This window comes from Bacillus cereus group sp. BceL062 (genome assembly GCF_051780025.1).
GTDB lineage: Bacteria > Bacillota > Bacilli > Bacillales > Bacillaceae_G > Bacillus_A > Bacillus_A toyonensis.
Genome location: NZ_JBPWGY010000012.1, coordinates 156,955 through 171,202, shown reverse-complemented (window position 1 = coordinate 171,202; position 14,248 = coordinate 156,955). Strand labels below are relative to the sequence as shown.

The window sequence follows — 14,248 nt, the reverse complement described above, 5'->3', positions numbered from 1 at the left end:
TGAGTAAAGGGTCTAGAATGAATATTGTCCTTTTCATTATTTATTTAACTCCATTGCAACTTGCTTACCATTTACGAAAACCTCTACCACCGCTACTACAACTTCCATCACTTTTTTCATATCTCATCTCTCCTTGTTTTTTGTTTCATTTCTTACTTTTAGTATAAGGAAATATAGTAATTACAACTATCGAATTGAATGACAAGAGACTTACAGTGTTGTAAGGAAATTAGCTGCATTTGTAATAATAATACTTTCTAGTAGTTGAGTTCAGAAAATTCCTTTAAATAAAGTTATAATTAGAAATAACTTTATTTAGAAAGAAGGAGAAAAATGAATAGGATACTTGTCATTAGTGATATTCATGGAGAGATTGATAAATTTAAAAAGTTACTTGAGGAAATACAATACAACGCAAAACAAGATCAATTAATTCTATTAGGGGATTATGTGGATCGTGGTCCGAATGCACGTGCTGTACTTGAAAAGGTGAAAGAGCTAAAAGAAGAAGGAGCATTCGTTTTAAAGGGAAATCATGAAGATATGATGATTAAAGCGCTAACGACAGATGAGGAACGCTCATGGAACCATTGGGTAAAAAGAAATGGTGGAGATAAAACGTTATATAGCTATGGATTTGTAGAAGAAGATATTGCAGTTAATGAAGGGGACTTCCAAAAGCCAATTTTACAATCTCACGTATTAGAGGAACATGTAAAATTTATTCAAGAATTAGATCATTACATTGAAACAGAAGAGTATATATTTGTACATGCTGGTGTTGAGCCAATGAAACGAGTTTCTGAATCTGAACCATATACGTTAATGTGGATCCGTAATGAATTTCATAGTGGATATAGTGGTGAAAAGGTTGTTGTATTTGGCCATACGGAAACAAAAACGCTTCATGGTAGTGAGAATTGCGGAGTATATTTTGGTAGTAATCGTATTATTGGAATTGATGGCGGGGCTGTGTATGGCGGTCAATTAAATTGTTTGGAGTTGCCGAGTAAAAAGGTGTACGTAGTAAAAAATTGAAAGAGATAAGGGGAATCTTATTTCTTTCAATTTTTTATTAAGCAAAATTTAAGAAAGAGTTTTTATAATAAAGGCTCAAAATTTTATATCTAGCAAAAACTTAGAAGGAAATAGTTGAAAATGAAATTACATAATAGGATTACATTCTTTCGTTATGAAGAGCAGAAATGTAATAATAAATAGAATTGAACTATAGTATGGAAGGTGAGAATATGCGCTTACTTGTAGTAGAAGATAATGCTTCGTTATTAGAGTCTATCGTACAAATTTTGCGTGATGAATTTGAAGTAGATACAGCGTTAAATGGAGAAGATGGATTGTTTTTGGCAATGCAAAACATTTATGATGCAATTTTACTTGATGTGATGATGCCAGGAATGGACGGGTTTGAAGTAATTCAAAAAATACGTGATGAAAGAATTGAAACGCCAGTCCTGTTTTTAACAGCGAGAGATTCTTTAGAAGATCGAGTGAAAGGATTGGATTTTGGCGGAGACGACTATATCGTAAAGCCGTTTCAAGCACCAGAACTAAAGGCGAGAATTCGTGCTTTATTACGCAGAAGTGGTAGTTTAACAACAAAGCAGACAATTCGATATAAAGGAATTGAATTGTTTGGAAAAGATAAAGATGTTCAAGTAGAGGGACAAGATATTAAGTTGACATTAAAACAATATGAGCTTTTAGAGTATCTCATTCAAAATAGCGGAAAGATTTTAATGCGTGAACAAATTTTCGATCGTGTTTGGGGATTTGATTCAGATACGACAGTAGCAATTGTAGAAGTGTATGTGCATCATTTACGTAAAAAATTAGAGCCATTCGGTTATCAGAAAGATATTCAAACTGTTCGTGGTATTGGATATATATTAAAAGAGAAATGAAAAAAGGAAGTATGTTTCAAAAAACACGCATTCGTCTGACTATAGTGAACTCATTAGTATTTATCCTATTAATAGGAGTATTAGGTAGTATTGTTTATTCGTACACATATAAGCGTATTTATAATGAAGTGGATCAATCTATAAAAATGATGGCTCAGTATGGAGAAAAACTAGATGTTAAAATACCACCAAGAAAACGCATGGAGAATATCCAAATTGGAGATCCGCGGGTAACTAGAATAACTTGGAATGGGAAAATAGTGAAAATAGAGGGCGATAATCGTAAATTCCGTTCTATTTTTGAAGAGAATTTGGAAAAGTTTTCTCCAAAAAAGTTAGAGGATTTGCAAGATATTGAAGTGCAAGGACGATATTTTAGAGCATTTGCGCTTCAAAAAGATGGAGAAATAGTTCAAATCGTGCGAGATATAACAGCGGAAGAAGGAATGTTAAATACTTTATTTTTAATTCTCGTTATAGGTTGTGGTATAGGAAGTCTCTGTGCAATAGGTATCGGCTTTTTCCTAGCTGGCAGAGCACTCATACCGATTCAAAATTCATGGGAGAAGCAGCAGCAGTTCGTTTCCGATGCATCGCATGAATTAAGAACGCCACTTGCAGTTATTCAATCAAAAACGGATGTGTTATTTCAGTCACCATCCGCTACGATAGAAGAAAAAGCGATGGACATTTCTACAATATCTAAGGAATGCAGGCGGTTATCGAAACTAGTTAGCAACTTATTGTTGTTAGCACGTTCGGATTCTAATCAAATTGAGATGGATAAAAAAACATTTGAAATGGGTAAATTGTTAGAAGAAATAGTAGATCCATATAAAGAAATTGCTTCTTATCAAGAAAAAGAGATGATATTAAAAGTAGAACGTAACATGTCTTTTATGGGTGATAGAGAACGGATTCATCAAATGATGGTCATATTGTTAGATAATGCGATGAAATATACGAATGAAGGCGGTCATATTCGAATTGATTGCACGCAAACGAGCAGCTCGATTTGTATACAGGTGAAAGATGATGGGATAGGCGTGAAAGTAGAGGATATCCCAAAATTATTTGATCGTTTTTATCAAGGGGATAAAGCAAGGAGTACATCAGAGGGAGCTGGATTAGGTCTTTCAATCGCCAAGTGGATTGTAGAAAAGCATTACGGAAAAATATTAGTAGAGAGCAAATGGGGAGAGGGTACTTGTTTTGAAGTAGTGCTCCCTAAAAATCAAAAAATATAAGTAAGAAGACGATCTTGTTTTTACAAGTTCGTCTTTTTTTAAGGGAAAGTTAAGAAACTATTTATATTATGTATTGCATAAAGAAAGATCGTTACATGAAGAAGAGATTAGAGAGGTGTATGTGAGTAAATTTTTTAGATCATAATGTTATCTCAGGCAGTGATGAGATGTATGTATAGTATTAAAAAAATGATCCCGCTATTTTCCGGGCAGTAAAACTCCCACCTTAAACCTCGGCTGGATTCGGGTTGTTCGTAAATGCCCGATTGGTGAAGGCTAATATTCAGTGGAAGATGAAGCTTCCCACTGAGTATAGTTTCACTTTATGGGAATGATGGGAAAGAAAGTATAAGAGGGAGGAATTAGTTTTGAAGAAGAAAATGATGACGGTATTCACTATTGGAGTAATGAGTTTAAGTATATTAGGCGGTGCCTCTCCTTCTGAAACATCGAAAGGAAAGACAGACTATGCGCAGCGCAGTAAAGAGCAATTAAACAATGGAAAGATACATGCAATAAATACAGAAGAAAAAGCAGAGAAATTAGGTATTGAAACGAAAGGAAAAGAACAAATTACGCTAGAAAAAGAAATTCATGAAACAGAAGTAGGCAGAGAAGCAGAACAGTTAGGGATTTCGATTGAAGGAAAAGATGTTGGAATTCTTTCAGAAGAAATCTATGAAACAAAAGTGAAGCAAGAAGCGTTAAACTTAGGGATATCTGTAGAGAACAAATCGATTGTGGATTTAATAAGCCAAATCAATGCAATCAAAATTAATAAGGAAGCAGAGAAATTAGGCGTTTCGACTGAAGGAAAAGAAATAGAAGAGGTTGCGGAAGAAATTTATGGAACGAAAGTAAGAGAAGAAGCAGGAAAGTTAGATATTTCTCAAAAAGGAAAAGAGATAGAAGAGTTAGCGCAAGAAGTGTACGAACAAAAAGTACAGGCAGAAGCAAAAAAATATCATATTGATTTGTATGGTAAAGATATATATCAAGTATTAAGAGAAATTAATGAACAAAAAGTGCTACAATTGGCAGATGAGCTTAATATGGACAAAATGAATATGAACATTCAAGAATTAGCAGAAAAAATAAAAAGAGATCAGCCTGAAAAAGGAAAAGAACTAAATTTTGTACCGATGGTTCGAACGGATGCTGACGCGTTTTATTCTTATTTAACGAATTAAAAAGGGCGTGAGAGTGATACGAAAATTGAAGTGGTATATATGCATAGCTTTACTTGGCGTAGCAGTATGGAGTGTATATACAAATGGAATCACAAAGTATATGGAGAAATTAACATCCTTCATACAAAGCGGAAAAAGAATGGAGTTTAGTAATAATGATGAAAAGATCCTCTTATCAAATGTGCCTTTAATTCAGCAGTTACCAGAGCTGGATAGAGGGTGTGAAGTGACAAGTTTAGCAATGATGTTACAATACGCAGGCGTTTCAGTAGATAAGATGAAATTAGCAAATGAAATAAAAAAAGTTGATTTTATGGTTGATGGTGTACGCGGAAATCCGAATGAAGGGTTTGTAGGAAATATTTATACCTTTTCTGAATCCGGTTATGGTGTATATCATGGGCCACTTTTTCAGTTAGCGAAAAAATATTTATCTAATAAAGCTGTGGATTTAACAGGAAAGAGTATAGAGGAAATGTATAAGAGTGTAAAAGCAGGGCAACCGGTAGTCATGATTACAAATGCAACATATGCCCCTTTAGATGAAGATGAATTTACTACATGGAAAACAAATAGTGGGGATGTTTCTATTACATATAATGAACATTGTGTTGTACTTATTGGGTACGATAAGGAATCTGTATATATTCGAGACCCGCTTGATGATAGCTTAGATGTGAAAGTATCAAGAGAAAACTTTGAACAGGCATGGGTGCAAATGGGGAGTCAGGCAATTAGTTATGTAAAGAGCTCTAAATAAATTAGGACGGAGAGTTTTAACAATATAGCTATAAGGTGAAGGATAGAGATTTAAGGAATTATAAGAGAAGTTTTGTAGGGTGTTTTGTTTAGAATAGAAGCTGTTAAGAAATAAGAGAACTTTAGCATATATAATGCTAAAGTTCTCTTATTTTTATGATTAAAATGCTTAGAAGTAGTGAATATGTAAAAATGCATAATTGACGAAAAAATTACATGTTATTATTATATATTGTTTTATACATGTTAATTGTATAAAATTACACAAGTATTCACATTAAATAAAGGAGGCTTATTATGCAAAATATATTTAACTGGGTTAAATGTATGAGTATCAAGAAAAAATTAATCATTTCATTTTTTATTATTTTAACTATACCAGGACTTATTATCGGTGGTGTTTCATATCAAACTGCCAAAACAAATTTTGAACATCAAATGACAGATAAAGCAAAGGAGAATATTTCAATTTTAAATACTGTTATTTCTCAAAATATAGAAGAGAAATTTGTTGATGCGACGTACTTTGCAGACATCTTAACAGAGGATACATATCTAAATGGACAAGAAGAAATAGTAAGAACGAAGTTAGCACAATATATAAAGCTTCATCCAGAAGTAGAAGGTATTTATATTGGAGCGCAGACGGGGAAGTTTATAAGAGAACCATTTATTCAAATGTCTGATGGCTATAATCCAACAGATAGATCATGGTATAAAGAAGCTCATGAAAATAAAGGAAAGGTAATTGTTACTGCACCGTATCAATCAGCATCTACAAAAAATATGGTAGTGACAGTTGCTAAAGAAGTAAAAGATGGTAAAGGTGTTATAGGTATTAACTTGAATTTGGATAACATCCTAAAGGTTTCAAAAATGATTAATATTGGTGAAAAAGGCTATGCAGTTATTTTAGATCAAAATAAGCAAATTGTTAGTCATCCGTCTAGAAAGCCTGGTTCAAAGGTTACTGATCCTTGGATTAAACCAATTTATGAAGATAAACAAGGAAATGTATCTTATACAGAACAAGATGATAAAAAGAGTTTAATCTTTGCAACAAATGAGAAAACAGGATGGAAAATAGTTGGAGTTATGTTTGACGAAGAAATTATGCAAGCTGCCAGTCCAGTGTTTTATAAGACTTTGATTGTCATAGCTATCGCTATTGCATTTGGTAGTGTATTAATTTATTTCATTACAAATTCTATTACAAGGCCATTACGAAAAATAGCTGAATCGGCACATAAAATTAGTAAGGGAGATTTAACCGAGAAAATTACAATCCACTCCAAGGATGATATAGGGAAACTAGGGAATTCATTTAATGAAATGTCTACGTCTTTACAAGATGTGATTACCCAAATTAGCTTTTCAGCAGAGCATGTTGCAGCATCGGCAGAAGAGTTAACAGCGAGCGTACAGCAAGCGAATGATGCGACAGATCAAATTACAATTGCAATGGAACAAGTATCAGGTGGGGCTGAGTCACAAAGCCAAGGTGTTGAAGAAGGCGCGGCTACATTACAACAAGTAAATACAGCAATTCAAGATGTAACTGGAAGCGCAGAGTCAATTTCTATTTCCTCATTACATGCGCGAGAAAGAGCTGAAGAGGGAGAAGATTTAGTTGAACAAACCGCAAAACAAATGCAGTCTATTTCTAGATCGGTATCCGATTCAGATGCTATTATTAAACTTCTTGATGAGAAGTCAAAGCAAGTAGGAGCTATTTCTGAAGCAATTCAAAACATTGCAACTCAAACAAACTTATTAGCTTTAAATGCGGCTATTGAAGCAGCAAGAGCAGGTGAACAGGGACGAGGATTTGCTATTGTAGCCGATGAAGTTAGAAAATTAGCAGAGCAATCAGGAGAATCATCTGGAGAGATTGCAAATTTAATTGCAGAAATTAAGGCTGATATTGAACATACTGTTAAGGCAATGGATAATGTGAGTGGGGAAGTTCAACAAGGCTTAGATGTTGTAACAAAAACGAAAGTAAGTTTTACAGAAATTTTAAGTTCTACTACTCATATTGTTTCTCAAGTTAATCAAATGGTAGAAACAACGAGGAGAATCGCTGGAGATGCAAATGAAGTGACAAATGCTATTGATGAAATTGCAGCGGCTGCAGAAGAAAATACAGCTAGTATGCAAAGTGTTGCAGCTTCAACAGAAGAACAAGTAAATTCGATGGAAGAAATTAGTTCAGCTTCGCAAAACTTAGCTGAGATGGCCGAAGAACTACAAGCAATGACTAGTAAATTTAAAGTATAATAACAGCAAATAAGTAAGGTGAAAATAATATCACCTTACTTATTTTTCTATTCAGCAATTAGGGGAGTCATTAGTGGGATGAAAAAAAGAAAAAAACTATGGAATTTATGGAAAACGATTACATTGCTAGTTTGTACAGTTGTAATTTTTTCTTTACTTGTTACAGATATATTAATTAGTCATAATGTAGAGCGGACAACGGAGGATAGCCAGGCAGAGAAAGCAAAAACGATTGCCCATATTGTGGCGAATGATTCGATTGTAATCGATGGTTTGATTGGAAAAGCAGATACTTCTGCAATTCAAACGTATACAAATAGAATATTAAAAAACACAGGCGTTCAATTTATTGTAGTTATGGACATGAATGGAATAAGAAAATCACATCCAAACCCTCAAAAAATAGGTCATCATTTTATTGGAGGAGATGAAGGGCCCGCATTGAAAGGAAAGGAACATGTATCGCTAGCAGAAGGAACGTTAGGTATTTCAATGCGAGTGTTTGTACCTATATTTTCTGAAACAGGTGAACAACTTGGAGCGGTAGCCGTTGGTATCTCGGCAGATAATGTAAAAGAGAGAGTTAAGGAAAGTAGACATATTATTTATATCGGTGTCGGAGTTGGAGTACTAGTCGGAATTATAGGAGCAATATTGCTAGCTAGACATATAAAGAAAAGTTTATTCGGTCTTGAGCCGCACAGGATAGCGAAAATTCTTGAAGAAAGAAATACGATGTTACAATCTGTAAAGGAAGGCATTATTGCTGTAGATAAAGAGGCGAGAGTAACGTTAATTAATAATGAAGCGAAACGTCTATTTAAAAAAAGTGGACTTGAAGAAGATTTTATAGGTAAAGACGTTGAGCTATATATGCCGAATTCGCGTATAAAAGAAGTATTGCAAACGGGAGAGGTACAATTAAACGAAGAACAAAATATTTACGGAATTACGATTGTGACGAATCGTGTTCCTTTATATGTAAAAGGAGAAATAGTTGGCGCGATTGCAACATTTCGTGATAAAACAGAGATTAGAAAACTAGCAGAGGAACTAACTGGTATTAGGCTATATGCGGAAGCATTACGGGCACAATCTCATGAGTTTATGAATAAAATGCATGTCGTATTAGGACTTACACATATGAAACAATATGAAGAATTACAAAAGTATATAAGTGGCATGGTATCAGAGCATCAATATGAAATTGGTGGAGTTATGAAAAGAATAAAAAGTCCAGTATTTGCTGGTTTTTTACTAGGTAAACTTAGCTATGCTAGGGAGAAAAATATTAAGTTAATTATAAGTGAAGATTCTTACTTGCCGGAAATATATGATGAAAGTATTACTCATGAACTTATTACGATTGTAGGGAACTTAATAGATAATGCATTAGAAGCAGTGATACATTGCAAAAAGAAACAAGTTGAAATTGGGGTACAATATCAGAATACATTAACTATTACAGTGCAAGATACGGGGAAAGGTATAGAAGAAGACGAAGTGGATGCATTATTTACAAAAGGTTATTCCACAAAAGGGGATAATCGCGGTTATGGTTTGTATCTTGTAAAAGAAAGTATACAGCGAATAAATGGGGAGATTCACATTTCCTCCTTATTAGGAGAGGGAACAACGATAACAATTGAAATACCTAAAGGTAGGGATGAGAAGCAAATATGATTAAAGTTTTAATTGTAGAAGATGACCCGATGGTAGCAATGTTAAATACACATTATTTAGAGCAAGTAGGAGGATTCGAACTTGTTCAAGCAGTTAACTCAGTAAAATCGGCGATAGAAGTATTAGAGAAATCACGAATAGATTTAGTCTTACTTGATATTTTTATGCCTGAAGAGACTGGGTTTGAGCTTTTAATGTATATTCGGAATCAAGAAAAAGAAATCGATATTATGATGATTTCAGCTGTACATGATATGGGGAGTATTAAAAAAGCATTACAATATGGCGTAGTAGATTATTTAATTAAACCATTTACATTTGAACGATTTAAAGATGCATTAACTATATATCGAGAAAAACTTACTTTCATGAAAGAACAACAAAAAATTAGTCAATCGGAATTAGATTCGTTAATTTTACAAAAAGAAAAAAGAGAGCCTACTGTCACTAAAGAGCTCCCGAAAGGATTAACGAAGCAAACGTTGCAATTAATTTGGCAGAAGATCGAGTCGCTGAATGGACGAGCGTTTACAACAGATGAAATGGCACAATTAGTAGGAATTTCAAGAGTTTCTATTCGAAAGTATGTAATGTTTTTGACTGAAATTGGAGTGTTAGAAAACGAAATGGTGTATCAGCATGTGGGAAGACCTGTAAGTAAATTAAGATGTGTTGATCAAAATAAAATAGGTTTTTACGTATAAGCGACTTATTATAAGTCGCTTATACTTTTTTTAATTACAAAACCAATTACAAAACTTACAAAAACTATTTTTACTATTGAAAGCGTTTTAATATTGTTATTAAGAAAACAAGGGGGTGCCATATGGGAATTCAAAAGAATGTGGAAGCGGTATCATTTACTGAAGGAAATGAATTGAAAAATGAATCTTTCGCTTCTAAAATTATGAACGTTAAAATCGGTGTTATACCTTTACCGTTATATGTAGTATTGGCTGCTATTATTTATGGGGCATCTGTATATAATAAATTGCCAGCAGACATGATTGGTGGTTTTGCAGTTATTATGATTATGGGTATTTTCTTAGGTGACATTGGGATGAGAATTCCAATTTTAAAAAATATCGGTGGTCCAGCAATTCTCTCATTATTTATTCCATCATTACTTGTATTTTTTAACTGGATGAATCCAGCTTCAATGGAAGCTGCGACTATGTTAATGAAAAAATCGAACTTTTTATATTTATATATTTCTTGTTTAGTAGTCGGAAGTATTTTAGGAATGAATCGTAAAGTGTTAGTGCAAGGTTTCGTTCGTATGTTTATTCCTTTAGTAGTAGGAACGTTAGCTTCTGTAGCAGTAGGATTATTGGTCGGTTCACTATTCGGGTTTGAAATGAAGCATACATTCTTCTTTATTATCGTACCAATTGTGAGCGGTGGTATTGGAGAAGGGATTTTACCATTGTCATTAGCATACAGTGACATTTTAAATGAATCATCAGCAACATTCGTATCACAGCTTATTCCGGCAGCTATTATTGGGAATATGTTTGCAATCGTGAGTGCAGGGTATATGAAGCGTTTAGGTGAGAAGAGACCTGAGCTTAGTGGTAATGGTGTATTAGTGAAAACAGACAATCAAGCAGAATTATTAAAAGAACAAAATACAGAGAAGCCAATTGATTTCTCATTAATGGGAGCAGGTTTATTAATTGCATGTACGTTCTTCATCTTCGGAGGGTTTGCTTCTAAGTTCATCGGTATTCCTGGGGCAATCATTATGATTTTCTCAGCAGCACTTGTGAAATACTTTAAACTAATGCCAGCAAAAATGGAGCAAGGAGCATTCCATTTATATAAATTTATTTCAAAGAATTTAACTTGGCCGTTAATGGTCGGATTAGGATTGCTATATATTCCGTTAAAAGACGTAGCGGCAGTTCTTTCAGTGGGATATGTTGTTGTTTGTGCATCGGTTGTTCTTACAATGGTAGCATCAGGTTTTCTTATAGGAAAAGTGATGAAAATGTATCCAGTTGAATCAGCAATTGTAACTGGATGTCATAGCGGTTTAGGTGGAACTGGAGATGTTGCTATTTTATCAGCTTCAAATCGTATGGAATTAATGCCTTTCGCACAAATTTCGACGCGTTTAGGCGGGGCAGCAATGGTTGTAACAGCGACAATCTTATTAACAATGTTTTCATGATCAAACAAGCTAGCTATATTCATATAGCTAGCTTGTCAAATTAAGGGGAGATTATAAGTATGTTAGAAAATCAAATTAATGAAAGATCATTGTTATTGCATAAAGAGTTGGTAGGGAAAATTGAGATTACAAGTAAGGTAGAAGTTAATACAGCGGATGATTTAAGCCTGACTTATACACCAGGTGTAGCGGAGTCTTGTAAAGCAATTGCAGCAGATGAAGAAACAGCGTATGACTATACAGCAAGAGGGAATATGGTTGCAGTTGTTTCAGATGGAACAGCAGTACTTGGTTTAGGGAATATTGGACCGAAAGCGGCTATGCCTGTTATGGAAGGGAAAAGTATTTTATTTAAAAAGTTTGCGAATGTAGATGCTTTCCCGTTATGTTTAGGGACGACGAATGTGGATGAAATCGTTACCCTTGTGAAAAATTTAGAACCTACATTTGCAGGTATTAATTTAGAAGATATTGCAGCACCACGTTGCTTTGAAATTGAAAAACGATTAAAAGAAGAAACGAATATCCCTGTATTCCATGATGATCAACATGGAACAGCTATTGTCGTCTTAGCAGCTGTTATTAATGCATTAAAAGTTGTAAGTAAACAAATGGATAATGTGAAAATTGTTATTAACGGTGCGGGTTCGGCAGGAATTGCAATTGGAAAATTATTATTAAAAGCTGGTGCAAAACACATTACGTTAGTTAGCTTAGAAGGTATTGTTTGTGAAGGTGAAACATGGATGAACGAAGCGCAAATTGAAGTTTCAAAGAAGACAAATCGAGAATATGTGCGTGGAACATTAAAAGAAGCGATTCATCAGGCTGATATCTTTATTGGCGTATCTGCGCCTAACGTATTAACGAAAGAACTTGTAAAGACGATGAATGAGAAAGCGATTGTGTTTGCAATGGCAAATCCAATTCCAGAAATATTCCCAGAAGATGCATTAGAAGCTGGAGCTGCTGTAGTTGGAACTGGTCGTTCTGATTATTCAAATCAAGTAAATAATGTATTAGCGTTCCCTGGTATATTCCGTGGTGCTTTAGATGTACGCGCGACTGATATTACAGAAGAGATGAAATTAGCGGCAGCATATGGGATCGCTAACATAATTACGGACGAAGAGTGTAGTGCGAACTATGTAATTCCAAATCCATTAGATAAAAGAGTTGTTCCGAATGTTGCAGAAGCAGTAGCGAAAGCAGCCATAGATTCAGGTGTGGCACAAATTACGAAAATGCCAAGTTATAAATAGTAAAAAGCAGTGCCTTCAAGGCACTGCTTTTTTGAGGTAAGAAATCAAAATAATGAAGAAGTGTAGAGTTATTCGTGCTCCCGCATTATTTATCCCGCCCAAAATTCAGTGGATGCAAGGAAGTAGATTAGTTTTGACAACTTACTCAACAGTGATTACAAATTGGTCATAATATTTTTCATTCACATATATATTTAATACCCATAATCCGGATGAAGGTAGCGATATAGTGAGAGGGAGTTCGTTTGTAGTAGAATCGATTGTATTTGAAGTAGTCCAAGTTTGTTTGGAAGTTTCTTGTTGATAGAGTATTGGTGTTGGAGTTACAGATCCTTGTTTTAGCGCGATAATAGATAAATTTCCAGTTGGTATTTCAGGGTCTAGAAAGTACCACATAATTTCATTTTGTTCATTTGCGACAATAGGTGTATCAGCAATTGCAATTCTTCTTTCAATCCCCTTTAAAGGTATCTTTCCGTCTACGAAGGAGGGCGCTTCTTCCCAATTTACATCTTTTAAAACACTAAGATGAAAAAAGGAAGGTGAGTTAACCTGAGATGATGATATTACTATGGCTTCTTTTTTTAGTGCTTTTGAATCAGGTTGAACCTGTGTGCATCCAGTGATGAGAAAGGAGAAAAGTAGCATAGTTCCGATTTTTTTCATGGTGCCACGCTCCTAATTATTATTGTTAGTGTAATTGTATTTGCTAGATAGCGGGACAATTCCTTTAAAGTATAAAAAGAGGTCGTAAGTTTTGTACGACCTCTTTTGACATTTTTTTATATTTGTTCAGTTGTGTAGGTTGGCTCGGTCTCTTTTTGAGGCATCGTCAAAAAAATAACAGACAGAACGATACATACGCCGCCTAATAATTGATATGATCCAAACGATTCATTTAGCCAAGTGATTGAAACGATGGCTGCTACAAGTGGTTCAATACTAGATAAAATACTTGTTTCTGTTGCTGCTAAATATTTAAGACTACCAATATAAAGAAGGAAAGAAAGGGTCCCACTAATAATGATAAGAATAAGCATAGAAAAAGTTTTTAGTGTAAGAGTGTGTGAAAATTGATTCCACCCAAATGAACGATTATAAATAAGCAGTGCAATTCCTCCGATTAACATCCCCCACCCAATTACTACAGTTGTTCCGCATTCTTTAATGAGAGAAGCTGGATGAAGGGTATAAAATGCAAATCCAATTGCCGTTAATAGTCCGAAAATAATGGCTGCTTTGGATAAAACAATATTTTCGATTGAGCCATTTGTAATAATAAAGTATGTTCCTGTTAGCGCAGTTATAATTGCAAGTAGTTGCATAGAAGTAGGGAATTTTCTTTGCTGAAATGCAACATACATTGTAATAAGAACAGGGCCTAGAAATTGAAAGAGTGTTGCTGTGACAGCATTACTAATATGAACTGTTTCGATAAAGGCATATTGCGCACCGAGCATGCCAAGAATAGAGAAAATAATAAGCTGTATAGAATGTCTAGGATGTTTCCAAATTTGAAATATGTTTTGTTTCTTTATTAGTAGGATAGACAAAATAAATACTCCTGCAAGCAACAAGCGAATTGTTAAAAAATCAATTGATGATACGTTCGTATGTTGAAATAGCCATTGAATCATCGGTCCAGATAATCCCCATAATGTGGCTCCTGTAATAATCATAATGAGTCCAATACGTCTACTTTTGTTCATGATCATGCATCTCCTCTTTAGTA

General features: G+C 34.4%; 12 protein-coding genes and 1 pseudogene. 11 read left to right on the top strand and 2 right to left on the bottom strand.

Annotated features, from left to right (window positions below; all coding sequences use genetic code 11):
* Positions 1-333 precede the first annotated feature (333 nt).
* From ACS2MN_RS24550 to ACS2MN_RS24500, 11 genes and pseudogenes are all read left to right on the top strand, one after another.
* Complete coding sequence (locus tag ACS2MN_RS24550; RefSeq protein ID WP_001079919.1) at positions 334-1,038, top strand: metallophosphoesterase family protein; 705 nt, start codon at positions 334-336, stop codon at positions 1,036-1,038.
* Positions 1,039-1,250: 212 nt separating this feature from the next.
* Complete coding sequence (locus tag ACS2MN_RS24545) at positions 1,251-1,922, top strand: response regulator transcription factor (protein WP_001238627.1); 672 nt, start codon at positions 1,251-1,253, stop codon at positions 1,920-1,922.
* Positions 1,923-1,933: 11 nt separating this feature from the next.
* Positions 1,934-3,169 (top strand): sensor histidine kinase, encoded by a 1,236-nt coding sequence (locus tag ACS2MN_RS24540; RefSeq protein ID WP_033658441.1) that lies wholly within the window; start codon positions 1,934-1,936, stop codon positions 3,167-3,169.
* A gap of 368 nt (positions 3,170-3,537) precedes the next feature.
* Positions 3,538-4,359, top strand: a complete 822-nt coding sequence (locus tag ACS2MN_RS24535) for a transporter (RefSeq protein ID WP_087949292.1) — start codon at positions 3,538-3,540, stop codon at positions 4,357-4,359.
* Positions 4,360-4,372: 13 nt separating this feature from the next.
* Entirely contained in the window at positions 4,373-5,119 is a 747-nt protein-coding gene (locus ACS2MN_RS24530; RefSeq protein ID WP_200203633.1) for a C39 family peptidase, read from the top strand.
* Between the two features lie 296 nt (positions 5,120-5,415).
* Positions 5,416-6,459, top strand: a pseudogene (locus ACS2MN_RS24525) (HAMP domain-containing protein); the annotation flags it as partial.
* Positions 6,451-7,398 (top strand): methyl-accepting chemotaxis protein, encoded by a 948-nt coding sequence (locus ACS2MN_RS24520; protein WP_438285140.1) that lies wholly within the window; start codon positions 6,451-6,453, stop codon positions 7,396-7,398. The pseudogene ACS2MN_RS24525 and the gene ACS2MN_RS24520, both read left to right, overlap by 9 nt.
* Before the next feature lie 78 nt (positions 7,399-7,476).
* Entirely contained in the window at positions 7,477-9,081 is a 1,605-nt protein-coding gene (locus ACS2MN_RS24515; protein ID WP_000746368.1) for a sensor histidine kinase, read from the top strand.
* Complete coding sequence (locus ACS2MN_RS24510; protein ID WP_000598685.1) at positions 9,078-9,785, top strand: response regulator; 708 nt, start codon at positions 9,078-9,080, stop codon at positions 9,783-9,785. The genes ACS2MN_RS24515 and ACS2MN_RS24510 overlap by 4 nt, the downstream gene beginning before the upstream one ends.
* Before the next feature lie 122 nt (positions 9,786-9,907).
* Positions 9,908-11,254 carry a 2-hydroxycarboxylate transporter family protein gene (locus ACS2MN_RS24505; RefSeq protein ID WP_000512730.1) on the top strand — a complete coding sequence of 449 codons (1,347 nt, stop codon included), beginning with the start codon at positions 9,908-9,910 and terminating at the stop codon, positions 11,252-11,254.
* A gap of 59 nt (positions 11,255-11,313) precedes the next feature.
* Positions 11,314-12,516, top strand: coding sequence for an NAD(P)-dependent malic enzyme (locus tag ACS2MN_RS24500; RefSeq protein ID WP_346994863.1), 1,203 nt, complete (start codon positions 11,314-11,316; stop codon positions 12,514-12,516).
* Positions 12,517-12,657: 141 nt separating this feature from the next.
* Here the strand turns inward: ACS2MN_RS24500 and ACS2MN_RS24495 are convergent, their stop codons facing one another.
* A complete protein-coding gene (locus ACS2MN_RS24495; protein WP_000719669.1) occupies positions 12,658-13,182 on the bottom strand; it encodes a DUF4871 domain-containing protein in 525 nt (174 codons plus the stop codon).
* A gap of 116 nt (positions 13,183-13,298) precedes the next feature.
* Positions 13,299-14,225: a DMT family transporter gene (locus ACS2MN_RS24490; protein ID WP_087969868.1), complete on the bottom strand. Its 927-nt coding sequence runs from the start codon at positions 14,223-14,225 to the stop codon at positions 13,299-13,301.
* Positions 14,226-14,248: the final 23 nt, after the last annotated feature.